Source organism: Cytobacillus sp. (assembly GCF_964223445.1).
Classification (GTDB): domain Bacteria; phylum Bacillota; class Bacilli; order Bacillales; family Cytobacillaceae; genus Cytobacillus.
Window position 1 is genome coordinate 24,504 of the sequence record NZ_CAXQGS010000029.1, and the last position, 24,379, is coordinate 48,882.

22 protein-coding genes are annotated in these 24,379 nt (G+C 40.4%); 10 read left to right on the top strand and 12 right to left on the bottom strand.

Annotation, left to right across the window (positions count from 1 at the left end; translation table 11 throughout):
* Positions 1 to 88 precede the first annotated feature (88 nt).
* The 3 genes from ACEQ1T_RS04155 to ACEQ1T_RS04165 all read right to left on the bottom strand — a co-directional run bounded on the left by ACEQ1T_RS04155 (position 89) and on the right by ACEQ1T_RS04165 (position 4,270).
* Positions 89 to 811, bottom strand: a complete 723-nt coding sequence (locus ACEQ1T_RS04155; protein WP_370221828.1) for an SDR family oxidoreductase — start codon at positions 809 to 811, stop codon at positions 89 to 91.
* Between the two features lie 42 nt (positions 812 to 853).
* A complete protein-coding gene (locus tag ACEQ1T_RS04160; protein WP_370221829.1) occupies positions 854 to 2,599 on the bottom strand; it encodes a phospho-sugar mutase in 1,746 nt (581 codons plus the stop codon).
* Positions 2,600 to 2,767: 168 nt separating this feature from the next.
* Complete coding sequence (locus tag ACEQ1T_RS04165; RefSeq protein ID WP_009331513.1) at positions 2,768 to 4,270, bottom strand: bifunctional GNAT family N-acetyltransferase/carbon-nitrogen hydrolase family protein; 1,503 nt, start codon at positions 4,268 to 4,270, stop codon at positions 2,768 to 2,770.
* 371 nt (positions 4,271 to 4,641) lie between these two features.
* Here ACEQ1T_RS04165 and ACEQ1T_RS04170 point away from each other — a divergent pair, with 371 nt between their 5' ends.
* On the top strand, positions 4,642 to 5,082 hold the full coding sequence (locus ACEQ1T_RS04170) for a disulfide oxidoreductase (RefSeq protein ID WP_009331514.1): 441 nt from the start codon (positions 4,642 to 4,644) through the stop codon (positions 5,080 to 5,082).
* Positions 5,082 to 5,552 carry a thioredoxin family protein gene (locus tag ACEQ1T_RS04175; RefSeq protein WP_370221830.1) on the top strand — a complete coding sequence of 157 codons (471 nt, stop codon included), beginning with the start codon at positions 5,082 to 5,084 and terminating at the stop codon, positions 5,550 to 5,552. The genes ACEQ1T_RS04170 and ACEQ1T_RS04175 overlap by 1 nt, the downstream gene beginning before the upstream one ends.
* A gap of 39 nt (positions 5,553 to 5,591) precedes the next feature.
* Here the strand turns inward: ACEQ1T_RS04175 and ACEQ1T_RS04180 are convergent, their stop codons facing one another.
* A complete protein-coding gene (locus ACEQ1T_RS04180) occupies positions 5,592 to 5,990 on the bottom strand; it encodes a YhcU family protein (protein WP_206834842.1) in 399 nt (132 codons plus the stop codon).
* Positions 5,991 to 6,332: 342 nt separating this feature from the next.
* Between ACEQ1T_RS04180 and ACEQ1T_RS04185 the strand changes: the two genes are divergently transcribed.
* Positions 6,333 to 7,253, top strand: a complete 921-nt coding sequence (locus ACEQ1T_RS04185; protein ID WP_370221832.1) for an RluA family pseudouridine synthase — start codon at positions 6,333 to 6,335, stop codon at positions 7,251 to 7,253.
* A 113-nt stretch (positions 7,254 to 7,366) separates the two neighbouring features.
* Here the strand turns inward: ACEQ1T_RS04185 and ACEQ1T_RS04190 are convergent, their stop codons facing one another.
* The 3 genes from ACEQ1T_RS04190 to helD form a co-directional block, all read right to left on the bottom strand.
* Positions 7,367 to 7,627, bottom strand: coding sequence for a GlsB/YeaQ/YmgE family stress response membrane protein (locus tag ACEQ1T_RS04190; RefSeq protein WP_206834835.1), 261 nt, complete (start codon positions 7,625 to 7,627; stop codon positions 7,367 to 7,369).
* Between the two features lie 207 nt (positions 7,628 to 7,834).
* Positions 7,835 to 8,662: an aldo/keto reductase gene (locus ACEQ1T_RS04195; RefSeq protein ID WP_280516049.1), complete on the bottom strand. Its 828-nt coding sequence runs from the start codon at positions 8,660 to 8,662 to the stop codon at positions 7,835 to 7,837.
* 287 nt (positions 8,663 to 8,949) lie between these two features.
* Complete coding sequence (gene helD, locus ACEQ1T_RS04200; RefSeq protein WP_370221833.1) at positions 8,950 to 11,217, bottom strand: RNA polymerase recycling motor HelD; 2,268 nt, start codon at positions 11,215 to 11,217, stop codon at positions 8,950 to 8,952.
* 387 nt (positions 11,218 to 11,604) lie between these two features.
* Here helD and ACEQ1T_RS04205 point away from each other — a divergent pair, with 387 nt between their 5' ends.
* The 4 genes from ACEQ1T_RS04205 to ACEQ1T_RS04220 all read left to right on the top strand — a co-directional run bounded on the left by ACEQ1T_RS04205 (position 11,605) and on the right by ACEQ1T_RS04220 (position 14,465).
* Positions 11,605 to 11,868 carry a CD3324 family protein gene (locus tag ACEQ1T_RS04205; RefSeq protein WP_206834829.1) on the top strand — a complete coding sequence of 88 codons (264 nt, stop codon included), beginning with the start codon at positions 11,605 to 11,607 and terminating at the stop codon, positions 11,866 to 11,868.
* A gap of 140 nt (positions 11,869 to 12,008) precedes the next feature.
* The gene (locus ACEQ1T_RS04210) at positions 12,009 to 12,647 is read left to right on the top strand and encodes a FusB/FusC family EF-G-binding protein (RefSeq protein WP_206834827.1); all 639 of its coding nucleotides are present in this window, start codon (positions 12,009 to 12,011) and stop codon (positions 12,645 to 12,647) included.
* Positions 12,648 to 12,836: 189 nt separating this feature from the next.
* Positions 12,837 to 13,454, top strand: a complete 618-nt coding sequence (locus ACEQ1T_RS04215; protein WP_206834824.1) for a DUF47 domain-containing protein — start codon at positions 12,837 to 12,839, stop codon at positions 13,452 to 13,454.
* A gap of 12 nt (positions 13,455 to 13,466) precedes the next feature.
* The gene (locus ACEQ1T_RS04220) at positions 13,467 to 14,465 is read left to right on the top strand and encodes an inorganic phosphate transporter (RefSeq protein ID WP_206834821.1); all 999 of its coding nucleotides are present in this window, start codon (positions 13,467 to 13,469) and stop codon (positions 14,463 to 14,465) included.
* 42 nt (positions 14,466 to 14,507) lie between these two features.
* On the opposite strand, the gene gntK is transcribed toward ACEQ1T_RS04220, so the two are convergent.
* The 3 genes from gntK to gnd all read right to left on the bottom strand — a co-directional run bounded on the left by gntK (position 14,508) and on the right by gnd (position 18,501).
* Complete coding sequence (gene gntK / locus ACEQ1T_RS04225) at positions 14,508 to 16,052, bottom strand: gluconokinase (protein ID WP_206834819.1); 1,545 nt, start codon at positions 16,050 to 16,052, stop codon at positions 14,508 to 14,510.
* A 102-nt stretch (positions 16,053 to 16,154) separates the two neighbouring features.
* Positions 16,155 to 17,498 (bottom strand): GntP family permease, encoded by a 1,344-nt coding sequence (locus tag ACEQ1T_RS04230; protein ID WP_370221836.1) that lies wholly within the window; start codon positions 17,496 to 17,498, stop codon positions 16,155 to 16,157.
* Positions 17,499 to 17,604: 106 nt separating this feature from the next.
* The gene (gene gnd, locus ACEQ1T_RS04235) at positions 17,605 to 18,501 is read right to left on the bottom strand and encodes a phosphogluconate dehydrogenase (NAD(+)-dependent, decarboxylating) (protein ID WP_370221837.1); all 897 of its coding nucleotides are present in this window, start codon (positions 18,499 to 18,501) and stop codon (positions 17,605 to 17,607) included.
* 195 nt (positions 18,502 to 18,696) lie between these two features.
* On the opposite strand from gnd, the gene ACEQ1T_RS04240 reads away from it, so the two are divergent.
* Positions 18,697 to 19,551, top strand: coding sequence for a MurR/RpiR family transcriptional regulator (locus tag ACEQ1T_RS04240; protein ID WP_370221838.1), 855 nt, complete (start codon positions 18,697 to 18,699; stop codon positions 19,549 to 19,551).
* 12 nt (positions 19,552 to 19,563) lie between these two features.
* Here ACEQ1T_RS04240 and ACEQ1T_RS04245 read toward each other — a convergent pair whose 3' ends face one another.
* A complete protein-coding gene (locus ACEQ1T_RS04245) occupies positions 19,564 to 20,223 on the bottom strand; it encodes an HAD family phosphatase (protein WP_206834808.1) in 660 nt (219 codons plus the stop codon).
* Between the two features lie 82 nt (positions 20,224 to 20,305).
* Positions 20,306 to 21,976 (bottom strand): M20 family metallopeptidase, encoded by a 1,671-nt coding sequence (locus tag ACEQ1T_RS04250; RefSeq protein ID WP_370221839.1) that lies wholly within the window; start codon positions 21,974 to 21,976, stop codon positions 20,306 to 20,308.
* Between the two features lie 280 nt (positions 21,977 to 22,256).
* On the opposite strand from ACEQ1T_RS04250, the gene ACEQ1T_RS04255 reads away from it, so the two are divergent.
* Together ACEQ1T_RS04255 and ACEQ1T_RS04260 are read left to right on the top strand one after the other, a co-directional pair.
* The gene (locus ACEQ1T_RS04255) at positions 22,257 to 23,558 is read left to right on the top strand and encodes an NCS2 family permease (RefSeq protein WP_370221840.1); all 1,302 of its coding nucleotides are present in this window, start codon (positions 22,257 to 22,259) and stop codon (positions 23,556 to 23,558) included.
* Between the two features lie 134 nt (positions 23,559 to 23,692).
* Positions 23,693 to 24,274 (top strand): YitT family protein, encoded by a 582-nt coding sequence (locus ACEQ1T_RS04260; RefSeq protein ID WP_206834799.1) that lies wholly within the window; start codon positions 23,693 to 23,695, stop codon positions 24,272 to 24,274.
* Positions 24,275 to 24,379: the final 105 nt, after the last annotated feature.

Here is a 24,379-nt window from a genome sequence, read left to right on the forward strand (position 1 = left end):
TTTCTTCCTTGGCATTTTGGAGGAAGCGGCCTGCGACTAAAGTTGTAGACAGAAAAACACCGAAGAGGAGGCCTCTCCGGTGCATATATTATGCAATTGGATAGTTTTGAACAAATGGATGAAGGACGATTTCGTCTATCAGCATGTGTTTCGGCGCAGACGCCATGTAAACAACAGCATTGGCGATATCTTCGACCTTTAGCCAATCTCTTTTCTCTTCAAGCCCCTGCTTAGATTCCGCAAAAAACGTATCTACCATGCCGGGATTAATGGTTCCGACGCGGATACCGTATTCTCTGACTTCCTGAGCTAAAGATCCCGAAAAGCCCTGCACTGCATATTTTGTAGCTGTATAGGCTGATCCATTGGGGATGGTGTATCTGGCTACGTCTGAAGAAATGGTAATGATTGTACCGGATTTACGCTCTTTCATGTACGGCAGTACTGCCTTGCATCCGAGGAAGACTCCCTGCACATTTACTTCAAAGACCTTTTTCCACTCGTCCAGTGTTGTTTCATCAACCTGCTTAAAAAAGCCCACCCCTGCATTGTTCACCAGAAGATCAAGCTGTTTGTACTTCTGAAGAGTTTTTTCAACTGCATCCTTTACTTGGGCTTCATCTGAAATATCTGCTTGAATGGGCAGTACATCTGCAAATCCCATTTTCTTGAGATCTTCAGCAGATTTATGAACTTCCCCTGAGCTTCCAATCAGGGTAAGCTTCATGCCCTGCTTGGCCAGTTTAACAGCAATTTCCTTGCCGATCCCTCTTGATGCACCTGTTACGATTGCCGCTTGTCCCTTTAACATCGAATCTTCCTTTCCGGATAATAACTTTCTGGATATTAAAAGCTATTTTAATACTGAACTGCCCATTCTTTCTTCTACGATTTGCATAAAGTCTTTTTGAACAGATTCCAGTTTTTCCTTGCTGCTGACTAATGAGGAGGCACTGATTCCAAAGTAGAATTTAATTTTCGGTTCTGTACCTGATGGCCTTAGGCAGATCCAGGTCCCATCTTCGAAGAAATACTTAATAACATTGGACTTCGGCAGGTCTATTACTTTCTCCATTCCATCTTCTTCTGTTCTTATTCCTGTTAAGTAATCTTCAACTGCCTGGACCTTCATTCCTTGAAGGTCTTTTATCGGATTGGCACGGAAGGATGCCAGGGTCTGCTGGATTTTTTCTGCTCCTTCAATTCCCTTTAGAGTCATTGATTTTAACCCTTCAAGAAAATAGCCATACTCGTCAAATAAGCTGAGCAATGCATCATAAAGGGACATGTCTTTCTTTTTATAAAAAGCAGCCATTTCCGCAGAAAGCAAAGCTGCCTGGATAGCATCTTTATCCCTTGCAAAGTCGCCGATAAGATAGCCATAGCTTTCCTCATATCCAAACAGGAAGCTGTATTCTCCAGTCTCCTCGTATTCCTTGATTTTTTCTGCAATAAACTTAAAGCCTGTTAAAACATCGATGGTTTCTACACCAAAAGATGAAGCAACCTTGCGTCCAAATTCAGATGTAACGATCGTTTTTAGCATAATGCCATTGTCGGGCAGTGTATTCTTCTCTTTCTTCTGAGAAAGTATATAGTGAAGCAGCAATGCACCTGTCTGATTTCCTGTCAAAAGGACATACTCACCATCTTTGTTTTTTGCAGCAATGCCAAGACGATCAGCATCTGGGTCTGTAGCAATTAAAATATCTGCATTTGTCTCTTTTCCATCTCTCATGGCCAGCTCAAATGCAATTTTCTCCTCTGGATTAGGACTCTTTACTGTTGAAAACTCAGGATCCGGGAGCTCCTGTTCCTTTACTACATGCACATGTTCATAACCCAAAGCAGCCAAAGCCTCTCTAATTGGCTTATTGGCTGTACCGTGCAGAGGTGTGAAAACCACATGAACATCTGTTTCATTTGCAGCATCAGGGTTTTCGGAAATGGTAAGGAGCTGCTTCTGATAGGCCTGATCAACTGTAGTTCCAATCATTGTGATAAGCCCTTTTTCCTTTAAATTGTTCTCGTCCATCACTTCAATAAGCAGTTCGTTTTCTATTTCATTTACTTTGCCGATAACAATGTCAGCTTCGGCAGGAGTCAGCTGAGCACCGTCCGATCCATACACCTTATAGCCATTGTATTCCGGTGGATTATGGCTTGCTGTCACGACTATCCCAGCATACGCATGCAGGTACCGGACTGCGAATGAAAGTTCAGGTGTTGGGCGGAGTTCGTCAAATACATATGTCTGAATGCCCCTGCTGGCAAGCGTTTTAGCCGCTTCCATTGCAAATTCAGGGGACATGCGGCGTGAATCATATGCAATTGCCACCCCTCTGTTCTTTGCTTCCAATCCTTTTTCTTCTATGTATGCGGCAAGTCCCGCAGATGCCTTACGGACTGTATATATATTCATGCGGTTTGTTCCAGGTCCTATCTCCCCGCGCATACCGCCTGTTCCAAATTCCAGTCCCTTATAAAACGCTTCTTCAAGGAGCTTTTCATTTCCCTGCAGACCTTTCAGCTGTTCCAGTAATTCACTGTCCAAATTCTCATGTTTTATCCATCGTTCTGCCGCTGTCTTCCATTCCATCGTATGACCTCCTAAAAAAAGCTTCTTCATATTCCTTTTCGAGTCCCAGGCGATTTTCCCTCTTAAAAACATCCGAGTTTTTTTGACAAAATTCACCCTAAAATTATGTATGCTTCCGCTGAAAAGCATTGAGCGCCAGGTGAAAGGCGCTCAATCTGCAACTATATATTACTTCTTATATTTAATGCTGTAAATATCATGCCTGCGGTCTTTTAGCTGGCGCACTGTGCCATCCTGTCTTTGCCGGCGGAGAATTTCCAGATCAACATCACCAATCAGGACCATTTCAATATTTGGATTGGTCTCTCCCACAATGCCATCCCTTGCAAACTCAAAATCAGATGGTGCAAATATGGCAGACTGTGCATACTGAATATCCATATTCTCAGTTTGCGGAAGATTGCCCACCGTTCCTGAAATTACCGTGTATATCTGATTTTCAACAGCGCGGGCCTGAGCACAATAGCGCACCCGCAAATATCCTTGGCGATCTTCAGTACAAAAAGGTGTAAATATAATTTTTGCACCTTTATCAGTGGCAATTCTCGCCAGCTCAGGGAATTCGATATCATAGCAAATTTGGATGGCTATTTTTCCGCAATCCGTATCAAATACTTTCACTTCGTCCCCGCGGCTGATTCCCCACCATTTGCGCTCATTTGGCGTAATATGGAGCTTATACTGCTTTTCAATCGTCCCATCGCGGCGGAAAAGATAAGCAATATTATAAATCTCATCATCATCTTCTTTAACAAAATGAGAACCGCCAATTATATTGATATTATACCTGACTGCCAAATCCGTAAATAACTCGATATATTGCTCAGTGTATTCCGTCAGCTTCCTGACCGCAAGGCTTGGTGACCGTTCGTCCAGAAATGACATTAACTGGGTGGTAAATAGCTCGGGAAATACAGCAAAGTCAGAACCGGAATCAGAAGCAACATCTGTAAAGTATTCCACCTGATGGGCAAATTCATCGAAGGATTTAATCTGCCGCATTAAATATTGCACCACACATATACGGACCGGGTAGCTTGTTTTATAAAAACGCTTAGTCATTGGCCTGTAATCAACATTATTCCATTCCATCAGCGTTGCATATTTATTTGACTGAACATCATCAGGCAAATAGTTCGGGTTAATCCTCATCAGAGTAAATCCATTCAGGAGCTGAAAGGATAATACCGGGTCATAGATTTTATGAAGAGAGACCTCGTTCACATACTCACGGGGGTTCATTTCTTTCGCGTATTTATGATAATTCGGAATGCGCCCCCCTATGATGATACTTTTTAAATTTAAAGATCTAACAAGCTCTTTTCTCTCCTCATACAGGCGATGGCCAATTTTCATTCTGCGGTAATCCGGATGAACCATGACTTCTATCCCGTAAAGGTTATAGCCTTCCGGATTATGGTTCGTTATGTATCCTTTATCTGTTACATCATCCCAGGAATGACGATCATCATACTCATCAAAATTGATTATAAGGCTCGAACACGAACCAATGATTTCCCCATCATATTCTGCAACAAACTGGCCTTCTGGGAAAATATCCAGATGGCTTTCAAGCTGATCCTTCTTCCAGGGTATCATGCCGGGGAAACAGAGCTCCTGAAGTGCAATGATATGATCTATATCTGAATGCCGTGTATTTCTGATAATCATTTTTTTCTCAAACTTCTTTAAATCAAGCTTTGTCAATGGTGGTGCACTCCTTTTGGAAATAATAATTATCCTGGGGGCTGATAAAAAGTTCATCCTCTCCAGTGATATACAGGTCTTTTCCCTTTTTTACTGTATTCATAACACCCTCTGAATTTTCTCAGCCAATTTCCCCCTTATGCTTATCTTGCGTCTTTTCCTTTATATATATTTCTATAAAGGGGCTGAATGTCTTCTTTTAATTTCCGTAATGATGCTAATACCATTTCAATATTACAATTGCCCTATTTCTGATGGTCGTTTGAACATGTTAATTTACAAGGCATGTCCAATAGCTTTATAATTTTAGAGTACATATTAATAAGGAGATTATTATGGAGAAAACACAAACAGACCGACGGGAGAATTTGCTGTTTATTGCCTGGGCAGCATCGATTCTAGCCATGTTCGGCAGCCTTTATTTTTCGGAAATCAGGCAATACGAGCCTTGCGAGCTTTGCTGGTATCAAAGGATTGTCATGTACCCATTTGCTGTCATATTAGGCTTGGCTGTTATTAAAAAAGATTATCGCATCAGCCTTTATACAATGGTGTTATCTGCAGTTGGAGCAGGGATTTCCATATACCACTATTCCATTCAGAAAATTTCATTTATGGCAGACCATGCAGCAGCATGCGGGAGAGTTCCCTGTACAGGGCAATATATTAATTGGCTTGGATTCATCACGATTCCGTTTTTAGCATTGACAGCTTTTATAATTATTTTTATTTGCAGTTATCTTGTCTGGAAGAAAACCAAGGAGGTAGCAGAATAATGAAAAAGGTCATTATTTTTCTTGCCATTATCGTTGCGTTATTCGCAGCTGTTGGAATCTTAACTAAAATGCAAAATGAAGAAAAAGTTTCTGGGAATAATCCATATGAAAAGGATTCACTTCATCCTGAAACAGTCAAACAGCTTGAAGACCCAAATTATCAAAATCTGATTCTTCCTGAAGAATTGGACAAAAAGTTAAATGAAAATGAAGATGTAACTGTGTATTTTTATAGCCCGACATGCCCTCATTGCCAGAGGACAACTCCTATTGTGTCTCCGCTCACAGAAGATATGGGCATTGACCTGGTTCAATTCAACCTGCTTGAATTTGAAGACGGCTGGGATAATTATGGAATTAAGGAGACTCCAACAATTGTTCAATTCAAAGACGGCAAGGAGGTTAACAGAATTACTGGTTACCAGGAAAAAGAAGTCTTTGAACAATGGTTTAATGAGAATTCGAAATAACCAAAAACGCCTGCGGCTCAGTCAGCTGCAGGCGTTTTTTTATACAAGCATTTCATTTGCGGCTTTGGCGTAGACACTGAACAAACTATTCCGCGGCATCCTTTCTCCGCAAAAATGACTGTAGTCAAATGGGAATGACAAACCGAATTCTTGAAGTATTTGAACATTTTTGACGAAAATCATCTCATATTTGTCATTCATTTGCCGGGATTCCAGAATAGCCATTAGCGTCTGCAGCCCTGCTATAACCTGGTAAGCCTCCTTTAATGTTCCAAAATATTCAAAGTGCCGTGTAGAAGTATGTAAAATCTTCTGCTGTTCAAATTCTCTTATGTCATCATCTGTGAAATAAAGAGGAAACACATTTGAATAGAATTTTCTAATTAACTCTTGAATTTTTTGTTCCTGATCAGGAGTTGATGCAAATACAACTTTCACTGATAACCCACCTTTGTAATCCTTGTAATCAGTTCGTAATATATAATTTAGAATATCATATTCTGAAAGCCCTTTAGGGTGGTAATTATACCCATGGAGAAGGGATTTGTTGACATTTATTCCTCCTGAGGAAATAGATGGCACAGGTTTAATGCTTTATAATTGGTTCTAAAGTTCTATATTAACTCCATTTTCAGCAAAATAAAAGGTGTTATTAAATATTACAATAATATTTTGTAAACACCTATTCCTTTTATCAGCTGTTTTTAAAGGCTAATATATTATTGTAATTAATTTATATGTATGAAAGTCACGATTATTCAATCAGGATAGGAGTAATTTATGGTAAAAATACAAAGGTTTGGCGAATGGTGTGAAATAGAGGTGCCTGTTAAATGGCAAGGATATACCGTCCAATATATAGTCCGGACATTATGGGGAGCACCCAAAAAACAGACACACAATATGAGGATGAACAAGCAGGTATTAATCAATGATGAACCTGCCAATTGGACAAAGCCGCTAAATGCAGGGACTAAATTAAAATTCCACTTCTTTGAAGAGGAAAATTTAGGCATTCTACCCTATTATTATGACATCGAAGTACTCTTTGAAGATGATCATTTACTTGTTTTGAATAAGCCTGCAGGCATGGACACGCATCCTAATTCTCCAGAGCAAAATAATACATTAGCAAACGCTGCTGCCTTTCATATACAGATGCAGGGCGAATGCAGAAGCATAAAACATATTCATCGCCTGGATCGAGATACGACCGGTGCCATTTTGTTTGCCAAACATGCCTTGGCAGGAGCAATCCTGGATAAAGAACTGGAAGACAGAAAAATTAAGCGTACATATTTAGCATTGGTTCATGGCAGGGTTTCAAAGATCAAAGGAACCATCAGCGAGCCAATTGGGCGGGACAGGCATCATCCAACCAGAAGAAGAGTATCTCCCAGCGGCCAGCCTGCTGTCACAAACTATGAACTGATCGAGTACTTTCCTAAGCTAAATCTTTCACTTATTAAGTGCCAGCTGGATACAGGCAGAACACATCAGATCCGTGTTCATCTCAGCTATATCGGACATCCTCTAGCAGGGGATATTTTATATGGCGGGAAACCGGCTTTTCCCCGGCAGGCACTGCACGCCGTAAAACTTGAGATTCCACACCCTTTCTTAGAGGAAACTATAGTCTGTCATGCACCTTTTTTAGATGATCATGAGGTTTTTAAGGGAATTGATCCGTATGCCTTTTAATAACGATTTAAGCTGCCCTTTCAGGGGCAGCTTTTAATTCACTAAAACAAAGAAGTTGTGGCTATCAGCTCAAAAAAAGAAGCCCCATATAGGACTTCTTTCAGATGATTCTATTAGTCATGAGATTTGCGCATAGCCTTCATAATGAAGCCTACAATGAATACAAGCACGATAGCACCAATTAAAGCAGGAATAATAGCAAAGTCAGCTACTACTGGACCCCAATCACCAAGAATTAATGAACCTAACCATGCACCAATGAAACCAGCGATGATGTTACCAATTACGCCTCCTGGAATATCTCTTCCCACAATCATACCTGCTAACCAACCAATGATACCACCTATAATTAATGCCCATAAAAAGCTTAACATTGAAAATCACTCCTCGTTTTGATTTAATTTAGTTTCTGTTCAGATTAAGAATTTCATTCAGCAGCTGCGCAGCTTTTGGTGATCTTATCTGCTTGTACAATTAAATTACCCAGGATTCACTATCTAAAACCAAAAAATAAAAAACTATTCTTCTGGAAAAATTTTATATAAAAAAAGCACCCCTTAGGATGCTTTTAAATAGCTTAATTAAAAATCAAATTTGTCCGGGTCGGCCCCAAATCGCTGATTTTTATTTAATGTATTCATTTGTCTCATATCTTCTTCCGTTAATTCAAAATCAAAAATATTTGCATTTTCCCTTAATCGTTCTTCTTTAACTGATTTGGGTATTACGATAATACCATTTTGGAGATGCCACCTTAATATAACTTGGGCTGATGATTTGCTGTGATGTTCGGCAATTTCTTTTATTGCAGGGTCCTCCAGCACTCTGCCCCTTGCAATTGGAGACCAGGCCTCCACTTTTATATTGTGCTCATCACAAAATACCCTTATTTCTTCCTGAGATAGCAGAGGATGAAGCTCAACCTGATTGACTGCAGGCTTTTCACCTGAGTTTTCCATTATGTCCTTTAAATGATGAATTTGAAAATTGCTCACGCCGATGGCTCTTACCTTTCCATCCCTATAAAGCTTTTCAAGCGCTCGCCAGGTTTCCAGGTATTTCTCCTTAACTGGCCAATGGATTAGATATAAATCGATGTACTCTAAACCCAATTTCATTAAACTCTTATCAAAGGCACCTAAAGTTTGCTCATATCCCTGTTCCGTATTCCACACCTTTGTCGTTATGAAAAGATCTTCCCTGGGAACACCGCTTTCTTTTATTGCCCTTCCAACACCCTCTTCATTGTCATAAAAGGCAGCGGTATCAATTAGTCTGTAGCCTATGTTTATTGCATTTTTCACCGTGTCTTCAACCTGCTGGCCCTCTTCTACTTTATATACTCCCAGCCCGAATTGGGGCATTTCAACTCCATTATGCAATGTTAAAGTGCTCCTGATATCCTTCAAGATGAAATCATCTCCTTTATGTTTTTACTTCATTTTACCATTTGCATGAAAAGGAGACCTACTCTTTACACTGCCAAAACAAAAGCGATTGCCCTGGGATGCAATAGCCGATCTATATAAACGGCAAATGCCGGGATTGTTATATCGCGGTTTTTCGCCATCCCTTCATATGTAAGATTGATTTTCCCGGAGAAAAAATGTCCTAAACAATGGACTATAAATTTTTTTTGAATTACGAAGCAATCTAATCAAAAAAAAGCAGCCTGAAAAATCAGCTGCTAAAAGTACTATCCTATAATAAAATTGTTTTTTTCCAGTCCATAGAAATATAATCGATGCAGAGGCCTTGTCATGGCAACATAAAGAAGCTTAATATCCAATTCATATTCTTTGGAAAATTCTTCTTCAAGTGACAGAATCATGACCGCATCAAATTCGAGGCCCTTTGCCAAGTAGGAAGGTACGATGACGATCTCATCCTTTGGTATACTTTCCTGCTCCTGCAGCAGTTTAAAAGGGAGTTTGGCATGCTCTTCAAAAAGGCCATGAATGAGCAGGCAGTCTTTCATCGTTTTCCCGATCACTGCAAACGTTTTATAATTTTCTTTTTTTAATGAAATTACCTGTTCCTCAAGCTGCTGTACAAGCCCATGGCCATTCTCTCTCTTGATAAATTCAGGACTTTTCCCATGGCGGACAACCGGCTCCACTTCGGGGAATGAATAGGGAAGAAGCTTGAGCAATTCATTTGCCTTTTCCATGATTTCCACTGTAGTACGATAGCTTTTTTGAAGCTCTGTATATGTTGCACGCGGAAAAATAAAGTCTAGAACCTCCTGCCAGCTTGTTAATCCCCTGTAAGAATGAATTCCCTGTGCAAGATCACCCACTAATGTGAACATATCCGTATCAAGTGACTTCTTTAAAGAGAGGAGCTCCATAAAGCTGTAATCCTGTGCTTCATCAATGACGATATTTTTTGCCTTCAGCTCTTTAGGAATGCCAAAAAGGCTTTCCTGCAGGTAAAGCATTAAAGCTAAGTCTTCTCTCTCATAAACTTTTTTTCTGAACAACTTCCGGCAATATTCACATAGCAGTTCTGCATCTCTTACAGGCAATTTCCCGCCTGATAATCTTGAAAGACGGATGGAGTCTTCAAACAGGTCTTTATAGTAACGGACCAGGCTTTTTTTCGGAAATTGTTTCATGTATTTTGGCACAGCAGTTCTGAAGCTTTTCTTTAATTCTTCCAGTCTGGCTGCTTTTTTATCAAGCGCATCTGAAACATATTGCCTTCTTTTTTCAGGGTCTTTCCCTCTGTAAAGTGCCCTTTCGATCCTCTCGTCATAATACGCTTCCATTTTCTTTATGATATTTTTCTTTTTCTTAGCAAGATCGTTTTGAAGCACAGCCTTTAATTTTTCGAGCCTTCGATAAAGAGGGAGATAATTGTAATCCACCAAAAAAAGCTGGAAGAATTTCTTATGGCTGAACAGCCTGAATTTATCTACCATAAAATCATCACTTGGGCAAAAGCTATTATAAATTTCTTTTAGGTAATTGGCGAGGATTACCTGAAAAACAGGCGATCCTTTAATGGAAGATGCCCAGGCTGCAAGGTTTGCTTCTTCACTGCCATGGCCTTCGAGCAAATTCACCAATTTACTGTCATCATCCATTTTAAGTTTTTCACCAAGACATGCCAGCACAAATTCCTGGTAGGTAGTCTGGCGGACTCTTTCTACCCCAAGCTCTGGAAGAGCTTCTGAAATATAATCAATGAATAGCCTGCTCGGTGCCAGAATCATAAGCTGTTCAGGCGCAAAATTTTCTTTGTACTGGTAAATGAAATAACTTATCCTGTGCAGGGCAATTGTTGTCTTGCCGCTGCCTGCTGCCCCCTGAACAATAATGGGCTTATTCAAATCAGCGCGTATTATTTTGTTCTGTTCTTCCTGTATGGTTGAAATAATGTCTGTGAGGCGGTTGCTTGAGCTTTTAGACAGTGATTCCTGAAGTAATTCATCTGTAGTCGTGAGGTCTATATCCCGGATCTCATCCAGAACCCCGTCTTCAATCATATATTGCCGTTTCAATGAGAGATGGCCTGTAAAGCTTTCTTCATAGGAATGGTATTGAACCTTACCCAGCCTGCCTTCATAGTATAAATTGGCTATCGGAGATCGCCAGTCAACAATAATCTGCTCCTGGTTCTCCCTTGAATACAATGAAGTTTTGCCTATGTATAAAATCTCTTTTTCATTTAAATCTTCCCTTAGGAAATCTATTCTGGCGAAATAAGGCTTTTTCCGTGCTTTTTTCAATTGTTTTAATTCATCTTTGGACATCTCAAAAAAACGGGCATTTGTCAGTAAAGAAGAGTAACTTAAACTTGATTCAAGCCAATCAACGTCTTCGAAAGCTTCTTTCATATTCTCCTGAAATTTATCTTTGCTGGATTCTGATGTTTTAATTACGACATCAATATAACGTTTCGTAAATTCCAGCCGCTGAATTTCCTGCTGAAAATCGGGGTGTTCGAATTCAGATGGCATATGTTTCTCCTTTCAATTGTTTTTCAGCCGCAATGGAGAAATACATATGAGCGTACGCGTGGGCAGAAAAATATATTATCAGAAAAATCTGCAAGAAGCAAGGGTCAGGAACTGATTTGGCTTTGTCGAATTGGGGTGTTAAATGCATTGGGAATCATGTTAATTTATAATATAGAAAAACCCTTTTTAGGAGGTGATGAAAGTGGACATTGCAATTGCAATGCCTGATAATGCAGCGTCTCATGCAAAGCCTGATATTGGTGGCGATACTTTGCATGAGGCGGTAATGGACTAAATATTATCGCCCATTCAGATGAAACCATTTCTGATATCGGCTTTGCACCTTATTCATTTTTTATTGTCAAAAATAATAAGGAGCTGGCAGAAATGAGTTATGTAAAAGCGAATGCCGTTTTACCGGAGAATTTGATAGCAGAAATTCAAAAATATGTTCAGGGTGAGGCCATTTATATCCCCAAGCCTGAAAAAGCCTACCAAAAATGGGGCACCCGCTCTGGAGCAAGAAAGGCACTGGAGGAAAGGAACCATTCTATTAAAGGTGCCTTCCAAAACGGCAAAACAATCAGCCAATTGGCGGAAGAACATTTTCTTTCAGTAGAAACAATCAAGAAAATAGTTTATAAAAAGTGAATTATTCGCACTGAACCTTGTTCAGTGCTTTTTCATATGCCAAGTTCATTTCCTAATCGTTCTATACATTTACATTTTTATGTAATTCTTTTAAAGTGAAGGTGATATATAAAGGTGCTGAAGGTATAGGAGTGGGAATAATGGAACCTTTCATCAGAAATGATCAATATAATTTTATAAAATCTCAGACGCAAGTGTTAATCAATGGCCATGCCTCTGTCAATGATACAGGAGTGCTGAATGCACTGAAATCACTTTCGGCTGAGAAGGTATTAAGCCTTTTTGAAGAAATTAGCGAGGAACAAAAACAGCTTCTTTCCCCAGTTGTTGATATAAAAGAAAGAGATCAGGCTGATGCCTTCTTGGCACAAATAAAAGATTATGTGATACCGTTTCCATCTTTGACAGAACAATCCATCAAAAAGCTGTTCCCTAAAGCAAAAAAATTAAAGATACCAGCACTTGAAGATATTGATTTCAGGGAAATAAGCTACTTGGGATGGGATGACAAAGGCACAAACAGGAAGTATATGATTAGCCTGCTGAATGGCAAACTGACTGGTTTAGTTGGAACATTTAAACCGCTGAGCAAAAAAGGAATCTGTTCCATCTGCAGCAAATTCGAAGAAACAGGCTTGTTCTTAACTGAAATCAAAGGGGCTTCGCTTGGCACCTATACAAAGAAAGGGAATTACATTTGCCGGGACAGCCAGAAATGCAATGAAAATTTGAATTCACAGGAAAAGCTCCAGGATTTTATTGGAAGGCTGAAAGGATAGATAGTTATCCCCATAATTAAGACACCGCCGAGTTTGGCGGTGTCTCTTTCAGTTATAAATGGGCTTTTCGTTTATTCTCCATAATCTAGGGAATATTATTGTAATAAAAAAAACTATCATATTTTGTCGATTTCGTATAAAATAGTTACGTTTGATTGAATTTTTCCTAAAATAATTGGGGGTAAAAAAATGGTTTTTAAGAAGAAGGACAAGTTTAACACATTGTTAAGCAATATTTCTGTGAATTTAAAAGATAGTGCAATTTACTTTGCCGACTATAAGATTAACAATGTCAGTGATTTAAAAACCTTTTCAAAAACAATGAAGGATTATGAAACAAAAGGAGATTCCTATGTTCATGAAGTCATTAAAGAATTAAATAACGCTTTTATTACGCCTATTGAAAGGGAAGATATCCTCCACCTCGCTATGAGCATGGATGATGTGCTGGATGGTTTTGAAGAATGTGCAGATTTATTTGAAATGTATTCAATGACACAGGCAGATGAATTTATGCTGAAGTTCGTTGATGCGATTAAAAACTGTGCAATTGAAATTGAAAAATGTGTGGTACTTCTTTCAACTAAGAAATTACTGCAGATCAGAGAGCATGCAATCAAAATAAAAGATTACGAATCCAAATGTGATGGAGTCCGCCGTCAGTCAATCAAGCATCTTTTTGCCACAGAAAAAGATCCTATTCGAATCATTCAATATAAAGAAATTTATGAAACTTTGGAAGAAATTGCTGACAGCTGCCAAAATGTCGCCAATACGCTTGAAACCATCATTATGAAAAATGCTTAAGGGGCGATCACAATGGATGCAATATTTATTATAACGATCTTAATTGTCATTGGGGCCCTGGCATTTGACTTTATCAATGGTTTTCATGATACAGCAAACGCAATAGCTACCTCGGTCTCCACCAAGGCTCTTAAACCAAGACATGCCATCGTTTTGGCAGCAGTCATGAACTTTGTTGGTGCCATGACATTTACTGGAGTTGCAAAAACCATTACCAAAGATATTGTGGACCCTTTTACCTTGCAGAATGGATCTCTTGTCATTCTAGCCGCTTTAATCGCTGCGATATTCTGGAATCTGCTGACTTGGTATTATGGCATCCCAAGCAGCTCTTCCCATGCGATCATAGGCTCGATAGCCGGTGCTGCGATTGCGGCAGCAGGATTTTCAGCTTTAAATTATCAGGGATTTTTAAAAATTCTTCAAGCACTTATCTTTTCGCCGTTAATTGCATTTGCAGCCGGTTTTATTGTTTACAGCATTTTCAAGATCGTTTTTAAACACAACAACCTCACTAAAACAAACAGGAATTTCAGGCTGTTCCAAATTTTCACTGCCGCACTGCAATCATATACACATGGAACAAATGATGCACAGAAAGCTATGGGTATTATTACAATGGCACTTATTGCAAACAATTATGTCACTTCAACAGATATTCCTTTCTGGGTACAGTTTTCCTGTGCTTTAGCCATGGGGCTTGGGACTTCCATCGGCGGCTGGAAAATTATCAAAACGGTCGGCGGAAAAATTATGAAGATCCGGCCAATAAATGGAGTGGCAGCAGACTTAACAGGTGCAATGATCATTTTTGGCGCTACATATATCCATTTGCCAGTCAGTACTACTCATGTTATCTCCTCTTCTATCCTGGGTGTAGGTTCTGCCCACAGACTTAAGGGAGTAAAATGGGGTACAGCGCAGAGAATGCTTATTACATGGGTAATCACCTTGCCAATATCAGCTACTTTAGCTGGCATTGTCTATTTAATATTGAATGCCATTTTTTAATAATAATTTTAAAAAGGAGCAGGCTGAGCCCGCTCCTTTTTTTCATCCTAAATATTTTCTTTGAAAATCTGAAAGACTTTCATATTCATTTTCAAACAAACGCGATAAGCGTATATAAATCGGCATTAACTCCCTGTATACTTTTGCATCCTCTTCCTTCGGCTGATGGCTAAACGTTGCACCTACCATATCGGAGACAACATTTAAGTCCTCAACCACCCCTAAAGCATATAATCCAAGAATAGCCGCTCCCAGGCAAGAACTTTCATAGCTTTCAGGCACAACAACTTCCTGATTGAAAATATCGGCCATCATTTGGCGCCAAAGATCTGATCTGGCAAATCCTCCCGTTGCCTGAATCCTCTTCGGCTCCCCTGTCAGCTCCTCTAAAGCAAGCAATACAGTATATAAATTATAGATAACCCCTTCAAGCACAGAACGGATCATATGCTCTTTTTTATGGTGAAGGCTCAGACCAAAGAATGACCCCCTTGCGTTGGCATTCCATAAAGGTGCGCGTTCTCCTGTCATATAAGGATGGAAAATCAGGCCATCTGATCCAGGTGCAACTCCTGATGCAATCTTTGTTAATACATCATAAGGATCAATTCCCAGACGCTTGGCCGTTTCAACTTCTGATGCAGCGAATTCATCGCGCACCCAGCGGAAAAGCATGCCTCCATTATTTACCGGTCCTCCAATAACCCAGTGTTTTTCTGTTAGAGCGTAGCAGAAGATCCTTCCTTTTGGATCGGTTACGGGCTTATCGGTTACAGCACGGATCGCTCCGCTGGTTCCGATCGTTACAGCCACCACTCCTGGATCAATCGCATTAACTCCAAGGTTGGAAAGGACTCCGTCACTGGCACCTACAACAAATGGGGTATCCAAGCTTAAACCAGTCAGTTTTCTGAATTCCTCTTTCATCCCTCTTACAGAATAAGTAGTTGGAACAGGCTTCGACAGTTTTTCGGCTGTAATTCCAGCAGACTCTACCGCTTCTTTATCCCAGTCCAGCTTCTTCAAATTAAACATTCCAGTAGCTGATGCTATTGAATAATCAACGATGTACTCACTAAATAATTTGTGAAAAACATACTCTTTAATGGAGATAAATTTGCTGGTGCGCTTGAATATTTCCTCCTGCTCATTTTTCAGCCAAAGGATTTTCGACAGAGGTGACATCGGATGAATAGGCGTTCCAGTCCGTAAGTATATTTCATGGCCATTCATTTCCTTTTTTATCTTTTCAGCCCATTTTGCACTGCGGTTATCAGCCCAGGTAATGCTGTTTGTCAATGGCACCCCATCTGCGTCGACAGCTATGACACTATGCATGGCTGAACTGAAGGACACGCATGTAATATCCTCAGCTCTAACATTTGATTCCTTTATGCAGCCTCTAAGGGTTCCTAGAACAGCTTGAAAAATTTCTTCCGGGTCCTGTTCTGCAGTCGAAGGATTAGGAGTATGAAGAGGATACTCAATTGTGTATTTCCCAAGAACTTTACCGTTATGGTCAAATAATACTGATTTTGTACTTGTTGTTCCAATATCCGTACCGATTACATATTTTGTTGCAGACATTGATAATCTCCTTTCAAAAACAATTCTGAAAAAGCGTCACTTAAAAACTGAAGAAGGAAGCGGCTCTAACAAGTCGCCACTTCCCTTCTTCTTCATTTAATTTTAGGCAATAAAGAAGCCAAGTATAAATACTGTCGCAAACCCGACTAAAGCAATTAATGTTTCCATCACTGTCCATGATTTCAGTGTATCTTTAACGTCAAGGCCGAAATAGCGGTTCACAAGCCAGAAGCCAGAGTCGTTAACATGTGAGAATATCGTTGCGCCGGCCGCAATGGAGATAACAATCAATCCAAGTACCGGACCTTCAAGTCCCATTGTTTCAATAAGCGGAGCCATCAATCCTGCAGCTGTAACCATGGCTACAGTGGCTGAACCTTGGGCAACACGTACAAAAGTAGAAATCAGAAAGGCCAGGAGGATTGGAGGCAGGGCGGAAGCAGCCATCATATCTCCCAATACCTGTCCAACACCTGAATCAATCAGGACCTGTTTGAAAACACCTCCGGCACCAGTAACAAGGATGATAATCCCTGCCGGCTCTAAAGACTTTGTAGCAATATCCTGGACTTCCTGACGGGAGTAACCGCGTTTTGTTCCAAGACTGTAGAATGCCAGTAAAGTAGCCAAAGTCAAGGCAACAAAAGGGTGACCCATAAAGGTGAAGAATGCTCTTAATCCATTTCCTTCTTCCAAAATAACACCTGATACAGTATTTAGAAGGATTAAAACCAGCGGAATGAAAATGATGCTTGCAATTAGCGCAAAGCTCGGAAGCTCTTTGTCATATTCTTTTTCCTCTATTTGCATATAATCTGGAACCGATACATGTATTTTTTTCGCGATATACTTACCAAACAAAGGACCCGCGATAATCATAGAAGGAATACCGGCAATAACACCAAATAAAATTACCCAGCCAAGATCAGCACCAATTAAATCTGCTACAGCTATCGGTCCCGGAGTCGGCGGAATAAAGCTATGTGTAACTGCCAAACCGGCTAAAAGCGGAATCCCGTAGTAAAGCAATGACTTTCCTGTTTTCTTTGCCAGACCATAAACAATCGGCACAAGAATGATAAAACCAACATCAAAAAATACTGGAATTGCGACAATAAAACCTGTAATACCTAGCGCCCATTGAGCTTTATCTTCACCGAATTTCTTGATCATTGTCTGTGCAAGACGTTCAGCACCTCCAGAAACCTCGAGCATACGGCCAAACATTGCACCAAGACCCACAACAACAGCTACGAAACCAAGTGTTCCGCCCATCCCATTCTGGACTGATTGAATTACACCATCAAGCGGCATCCCTGCTGCAATCCCAACTAGCAAACTCACAAGCAATAAAGCTACAAAAGCATGAAGCTTCGTTTTCATAACTAAGAATAATAACAAGAAGATACCAGCCATCGCTACTAATATTAACGTTGAGCCTGACATTTCATTTTCCCCCTTTGTATTTGAAGCGTTTTCATTTTTGATAAAAATATATATCTGCGGGATTTGGAAAGCTGCCATTGGCAGCTAGTCCAGTTCCCAAAAAAGTTTATTTCTTTTCTACTGCATGTCCGCCAAATTCATTTCTTAGTGCAGCGACCACTTTACCCGAGAATGTATCTTCTTCCAGTGAGCGGTATCGCATCATTAATGACATGGTAATGACTGGAGCAGCTGTCTGTAGATCAAGGGCTGTTTCAACCGTCCACTTCCCTTCACCGGATGAATGCATGACACCTTTTAAGCCATCAAGCTTAGCATCCTTCGAGAATGCATTTTCAGTTAGTTCCATTAGCCATGAACGAATTACAGAACCGTTATTCCAAACTTTAGCGACTTTTTCATAATCATAGTCAAACGGGCTCTTTTCAAGGATTTCAAATCCCTCCGCAATTGCCTGCATCATGCCGTACTCAATTCCGTTATGTACCATTTTCAGAAAATGGCCGCTTCCTGTTCTTCCGGCATACATATAGCCGTTTTCCACAGTAATATCCTTAAAAATTGGCTCAATTGTTTTAAAAACTTCCGCATCCCCGCCAATCATTGTGCATGCCCCATTGCGTGCACCTTCCATACCGCCGCTTGTACCGCAATCGAAGAAATAAATTCCTTTTTCCTGCAGCATTTCAGCTCTGCGCAGCGTTTCCTTATAATTGGAGTTGCCTCCATCGATTAATATATCGCCTTCTTCGAGAAGTGCTGATGTCTCCTCAATAACTGCCTCTGTAATATCACCTGCAGGCACCATCATCCATACCACACGCGGCTTTGTAAGATTGTTGACCATTTCCGCAATAGTTGGGACTCCTTTAATCCCTTCAGCAGAAATTTTTTCGATTATATTATTGTCTTTATCAAATGCTGTCACTTCATGTCCATGGTCTTTTAAATTCAGGGATAAGTTGTATCCCATCTTTCCTAGACCGATCATTCCTACTTGCATAATTGCCTCCTGGATGAAGAAAATTTTTTTCGTATGTGACTTTATTATACAAAATATTTTTCTGTTTGCAATCGTTTTCAAAAAAATATTTTTCGATTATAATAGAAATTGAATTTAGAAAGCGCTTTATTCCCTTCTATCTTCTATACCTAATGAAAAAATTTTTTGAAATTTATTTTAGGGAGTTGCCCATAAATGGTTCATGATAACTTATATTGTTTTGCCCGAATTAAAACACATTATGCAAAATTCAGCGATAAAGAAAAAAAGATTGCAGATTATATTCTTGAACACCCTGAAAAAATCGTCCACAGCTCCATTAACCAGCTTGCTGATGACCTTGGCATAGCTGATTCAACTGTATTCCGTTTTTGCAAACGGATTGGCTTTAAAGGCTATCAGGCTCTAAAAATAGCATTGGCGTCGGAAATCGTTACACCTATTAAGGATATTCATGAAACCATTAATGAAGATGATGGAATCCTGACTGTTTCGGAAAAGGTGTTCCGCTCCAATATCAAGACCCTTGAAGATACCCTTGGAATCATTGGCGGGGGGGCTTTTGAAAAAGCCGTCGACCTAATATTGAATGCAAATAAAGTCGAATTTGTCGGGAGCGGCGGATCCAGTATTATCGCGATGGATGCTTACCACAAATTCATCCGCACCGGCATTACTGTGCTGGCAAACAGCGATTCGCATTTGCAGCTAATGTCGGCTTCGCAGCTGACCGAGAATGATGTGGCAGTTTTTATTTCTCACTCCGGAACAACAAAGGATGTCATTCAGGTTCTTAATGTGGCAAAACAAAATAAGGTGAAAACCATTGCCATTACAAATTTTGCAAAATCACCGCTCAGCCAGAATGTTGATATCTCACTTTTCACAGTAGCAGAAGAAACCGATTACCGCTCTGAGGCCCTATCTTCCCGGATTGCGCAGCTAAGTATTATTGACGCGCTATATGTGAACGTCATGATGGCAAGAAAAGAAGATGGCAAAAAAGCACTCCACAAGATGCGGAATGCTATTTCAGTTAAGAGGATATAAAAAGGCAAGGGCTTATCCCTTGTCTTTTTCAGTTATCAATTCATCAATGGGAATTTCAGAGAAAGCTTTATACCGCATAACCTTTTCGTGAAAAGAGAGGAAATGCGTCACATCATTCGGAACAGCCGCACAGTGCATTCCTGCCTGAACAGCTGCGATTGATCCATTTACGGAATCTTCAATGGCCAGACTTTCTCCCGGCTCGACGCCCATTTCTTCTAGTGCTTTTATGTAAAGAGCCGGATCAGGCTTTACTTTTTCAACATCTTCTTTTGTTTTAATCGTTTGAAATTGACCCTCAATTCCAAAATGGTTCAGATAATGCTTAACCCAATCCCTGCCGGAGCTGGATGCAACTCCAAGCTTAAGGCCTTTTTCAATGCACTTTTCTATTAGGTCCTTAATCCCTTCCCTCAGAATTAAAATATCCCTTTGACTATTGAATGCTTTTTCTGTTTTTTCCTGAACAGATTCTCGATTAATTTGAATACCTAATTTACTGTCAATATAATTAAATAGAATATCATCTGTGGTGCCAATGCCCTTCGCAAAATCCTCCAGCCCAAGCTCAAATCCATAATCTTCTGACAGGGTTTGTTTAAAGACCTCATACCATAAAGACTCTGTGTCTACAATGGTTCCATCAAAATCAAAAATTACAGCTCTTATCATTCTGCCACCGCCTCCTGATTCTTTTCCCTTACATTAGACGTTACTGCTATATTAAAGTTACTAGGTTGAAGAAAGCCGGGAACTATTTTCCCGGCTTTTGAAGTATTCTGCTTGTAAGCTTTCGGATGATCTCAGGCAAAACTTTAAACGTATATGGTTTATAGACCCGTTCAGTCCACTTATGGCCAGCCTTCCCATAAACTCCAAGGTTAATGACAGGAATGCTTAAATCTCTCATTGCCTTTAATGGAATGGGAAAAAGGCTTTTTATAGCAGGAAAGTTCTTTTTTAGAGATTGTATATCCTCATCCGAGCCGTCAAAAGATAGGAAGCTTCCGTCAGATAAGTAGGGAAAATATTTGCGGACCCTGAATGCTTCACCTGCTTTCTTAGCCTCTTCAGCAAGCACTTCCTCCAGGCAATTTTTCAAAAAGATTCCTCTTTCTGCATTCACATCAACCGTGTTGGCAGGAAGAAAAGGTGTTCCATAAAATAAAACCACTCTAGGTTTCTTCTCAGGGTCTGATTGGTGTAAAGCTTCTACAATATCAAAAGCAATCATTCTGGCATCGGTTTCTTTAAGCGAGCTTTGCTTCCTTGCTTCTTCCATAACACTCACTGTATCTATGCCCTTCTCTTCAAGGTAAACAAGAAAATCCTCTAAAGGCGTCACCTCTGTTCCCCAATCCAGCTGTCTTTCCGGCAGCTTATTGACAGTCCGAAAATCTTTATAGGCACCTTTCAGCCGGTGCTCTACTGCAATGGCTGCATCTTCGGCAATCATCCCCAGTTCTTTCGAGAGCTGCTTCAGGGGTTTTTCATAGAAAAAGTAATTGAAGTAAACCCTGCAGCCGACTGCCGTCTGAACATCATAGCGTTTTTTATCATCTCTCATATATAAACAGCTTGGAGGAAGCACCAGCTCCCCTTCAAGCTTCTCAGTCAGCTGAAAATTCTGGCTTATACGGGCGGTCAGCTCTGCAGCAATCAAAGTTGGATCAATCCCCGCAAGACTTTCACCTGCATGGGTCTCCCTTCCGAAAATAGAAAAACACGGCAGGATTTTTCCCGCTGTACCGGTGTATATATACTTTGTGGTGTCCCCATCATACAATGGCGAGATAAAATCATTATTAATTGCAGCCAGATATTCCAGGCCCATTTTTTCTTTCAGCCTTAGCAATTCGGACAGGGCGGCTCTGCTTCCTTTATGCTCGCCCTCTTCATCAGCATTAAACATGACAAGCAAATTGCCGTCCAATTCGTCGGGAGTTTCCGAGAAAAACAAGAGATTGGCCAGATGGACAGCAATTCCGCTCTGCATATCCAAGGCTCCTCTGCCAAAAAGCCACTCCTCAGACCGGGCATCTTCCTGCACTTCCGGATCAGAGCCATATTGTACAAAGAACTCCTGCAGCTTATCGGGATCATGGGCCATGCCCTGAATCGGGCCAAAGTCCTCTGTGCCGACCGTGTCTAAATGCGCCAGATATATAATAGTTTTTTTGCCTCTGGAACGCCCCTTGAGGAAGGCAAACACATTCTTGCGGCCCAATTCATCACCAGGTATTTCCTGAGTCCATACTAAATTATCATTATTATAAAAAGATGGGTACGAGTGTATTATTTCTTTTAAAAAGTCAGCTTTATGCTTTTCTCCATCCGAATGATTGTAGCTCTTCATCTGCACAAGGGCCTTTGTTAAATATTCGGCCTGCTGACTCAAGTTCATTGTTTTAAGATTTGCAAACATAGGCCAACCCCATTTCGTTACTGTTTGACAATAGTGTATAAGCATACTCCATTGATAATCAACACATTTTTATATAATAGCTGTTTCATGGAAAGCAAGTTTCCGTATCCAAGCTTTTTTCTTTATATAAGGATGAAACCGCCAATATATAGAATAATAACATTAAGGTCTTGAAATCTATATCAAAAACGAATATTATATAATTTGTGCTTTCTTAACGTTCGTATTTATTGATAACACATACAAGCTGAAAGAAGTTTTAGTTTATGGGGGACTTTATATGTTCAAATTAAAAGAAAATCAAACAAACGTAAAGACCGAAGTTCTGGCAGGCATCACCACTTTCTTAACTATGGTTTATATAGTGGTTGTTAACCCTGTCATATTATCTGATGCAGGTGTACCTTTTGAGCAAGTTTTTTCCGCAACCATTATCGCAACCGTTGCAGGTACTCTTTGGATGGCACTGTTCGCCAATTATCCGATTGCCATCGCACCGGGAATGGGCCTGAACGCCTATTTTGCCTATTCCGTTGTCGGCACACATGGAAATATTGATTACATGACTGCATTCTCAGCAGTATTTATTGCTGGTATTATCTTCATTATATTGTCGCTTACCCCTTTCCGGGAAAAACTGATCATTGCAATACCGGATAATTTAAAGCACGGAATTACTGCTGGAATCGGCTTATTTATTGCATTTATCGGCTTACGGTTAACTGGGCTGATTACAAGCCACCCAACAAATCTTGTTGCACTCGGGGACTTGCATTCTCCACAATCCATTCTTGCTCTGGTCGGTCTTGCTGTGACTTTAATTCTTATGACACTTGGGGTTAATGGGGCTTTATTTTTCGGAATGATTCTCACAGCCTTAATTGCCTTCTTTACCGGCCAGCTCTCTTTTGAACAAGGATTTGTTTCGCTGCCTACGCTTCCGGATGGGATCATCATTTTAAATCCATTCGAAGCAATCGGAGATGTTATCCAGCATAGTTTATACGCAGTAGTTTTCTCCTTCCTGCTTGTAACGATTTTTGATACGACTGGAACGATGATCGGTGTGGCCCAGCAGGCGGGATTAATGAAGGGCAATACGATGCCTAGAGCTCGTGAGGCGCTTTTGTCAGACTCCATCGCTACTTCTATCGGTGCCATGTTTGGTACAAGCCCGACTTCAGCTTATATTGAATCTTCTACAGGTGTGTCAGCGGGCGGAAGAACAGGATTAACAACCTTGACTGTTGCAGGTTTGTTCCTGGCTGCAGCTTTCTTCGGACCGCTTGTCAGTGCGGTATCAGGACTTGCTGCCATTACTGCACCAGCCCTGATCATCGTTGGAAGCCTGATGATGGGCAGCATTTCACATATTAAGTGGAATGAACTTGATGAAGCATTCCCTGCATTTCTGATTATCTTAAGCATGCCGCTGACATCCAGCATTGCAACAGGAATTGCGCTTGGATTCATCGCTTATCCTCTTATGAAAGTGGTAAAAGGCAAATGGAGAGAAGTTCATCCGCTGGTTTATTTATTTGCCGTGCTATTCTTTTATCAGCTCGCATTCCTGCCGCACTAAAAAGAAAAGCGGAATCCCTTATAACAAAAGCTTGTCCAAATCGGACAAGCTTTTTTGTTTTTTAACGCTTCTATTTAATACCCGACCATTCATATTCTATAAGTATAGAATTGGACAAGTTAGGGTGATAGCTTATGTATGAAAAGCTGTTTGCAACTTTAATTGGAAGTTTATTATTAGGGATAGGCATTAACGGTTTCCTTGTCCCTCACCATTTGCTAGATGGGGGCATTATTGGCATTGGGCTGATCCTCCATTATTATTACGAGCTTCCCACTGGATTGAGCATGATTGTCTTAAGCATTCCATTGTATGTACTTGCCTGGTTTTATGAGAAGAAATATTTTTTCTATAGTCTGCACGGACTCCTGATTTCATCCTTCATAATTGATTTGCTTTCTGCTATCCGAGGTCATTTCGATCTTTCCATATTGCCCAGCTCGATTTTAGGCGGCTGCCTGGTCGGTTTTGGGATCGGCCTTATGCTCCGTTATGAAACCAGTACAGGGGGGACTGACCTGCTGGCACAGCTGATGACAAAGCTCCTCCCTATTAATATCGGCGCTTTAATATTTGCAATTGATGGATTGGTCATTTTAAGCGGTTTAAAAATTGTCGGTATTGAAAAGTTCCTGTACTCATTTATCACCATCATATTTGTTGGCGCTATGACATCGCTAACAGTTATAAGAAAAGAGCAGAATATCGTTGAATGAAAAAAGCGACAGATGCCCCCGCACCTGTCGCTTTTCTTATGCTTATGCTTATGCTTCTGCTTCTATTTTTTCATTCATGTCGCTATACAGATTTCCATCAATTTC

Excerpts from the sequence above, each read along its gene's own strand:
- ACEQ1T_RS04185 (WP_370221832.1), top strand. The coding sequence starts at position 6,333 with ATGGTAAAAATACAAAGGTTTGGCGAATGGTGTGAAATAGAGGTGCCT.
- ACEQ1T_RS04160 (WP_370221829.1), bottom strand. The coding sequence starts at position 2,599 with ATGGAATGGAAGACAGCGGCAGAACGATGGATAAAACATGAGAATTTG.
- ACEQ1T_RS04175 (WP_370221830.1), top strand. The coding sequence starts at position 5,082 with ATGAAAAAGGTCATTATTTTTCTTGCCATTATCGTTGCGTTATTCGCA.
- ACEQ1T_RS04165 (WP_009331513.1), bottom strand. The coding sequence starts at position 4,270 with ATGATTATCAGAAATACACGGCATTCAGATATAGATCATATCATTGCA.
- ACEQ1T_RS04230 (WP_370221836.1), bottom strand. The coding sequence starts at position 17,498 with ATGTCAGGCTCAACGTTAATATTAGTAGCGATGGCTGGTATCTTCTTG.
- ACEQ1T_RS04210 (WP_206834827.1), top strand. The coding sequence starts at position 12,009 with ATGGAACCTTTCATCAGAAATGATCAATATAATTTTATAAAATCTCAG.
- ACEQ1T_RS04190 (WP_206834835.1), bottom strand. The coding sequence starts at position 7,627 with ATGTTAAGCTTTTTATGGGCATTAATTATAGGTGGTATCATTGGTTGG.
- ACEQ1T_RS04255 (WP_370221840.1), top strand. The coding sequence starts at position 22,257 with ATGTTCAAATTAAAAGAAAATCAAACAAACGTAAAGACCGAAGTTCTG.
- ACEQ1T_RS04220 (WP_206834821.1), top strand. The coding sequence starts at position 13,467 with ATGGATGCAATATTTATTATAACGATCTTAATTGTCATTGGGGCCCTG.
- ACEQ1T_RS04260 (WP_206834799.1), top strand. The coding sequence starts at position 23,693 with ATGTATGAAAAGCTGTTTGCAACTTTAATTGGAAGTTTATTATTAGGG.
- helD (WP_370221833.1), bottom strand. The coding sequence starts at position 11,217 with ATGCCATCTGAATTCGAACACCCCGATTTTCAGCAGGAAATTCAGCGG.
- ACEQ1T_RS04240 (WP_370221838.1), top strand. The coding sequence starts at position 18,697 with ATGGTTCATGATAACTTATATTGTTTTGCCCGAATTAAAACACATTAT.
- gntK (WP_206834819.1), bottom strand. The coding sequence starts at position 16,052 with ATGTCTGCAACAAAATATGTAATCGGTACGGATATTGGAACAACAAGT.
- ACEQ1T_RS04245 (WP_206834808.1), bottom strand. The coding sequence starts at position 20,223 with ATGATAAGAGCTGTAATTTTTGATTTTGATGGAACCATTGTAGACACA.
- ACEQ1T_RS04205 (WP_206834829.1), top strand. The coding sequence starts at position 11,605 with ATGAGTTATGTAAAAGCGAATGCCGTTTTACCGGAGAATTTGATAGCA.
- ACEQ1T_RS04215 (WP_206834824.1), top strand. The coding sequence starts at position 12,837 with ATGGTTTTTAAGAAGAAGGACAAGTTTAACACATTGTTAAGCAATATT.
- ACEQ1T_RS04155 (WP_370221828.1), bottom strand. The coding sequence starts at position 811 with ATGTTAAAGGGACAAGCGGCAATCGTAACAGGTGCATCAAGAGGGATC.
- ACEQ1T_RS04170 (WP_009331514.1), top strand. The coding sequence starts at position 4,642 with ATGGAGAAAACACAAACAGACCGACGGGAGAATTTGCTGTTTATTGCC.
- gnd (WP_370221837.1), bottom strand. The coding sequence starts at position 18,501 with ATGCAAGTAGGAATGATCGGTCTAGGAAAGATGGGATACAACTTATCC.
- ACEQ1T_RS04250 (WP_370221839.1), bottom strand. The coding sequence starts at position 21,976 with ATGTTTGCAAATCTTAAAACAATGAACTTGAGTCAGCAGGCCGAATAT.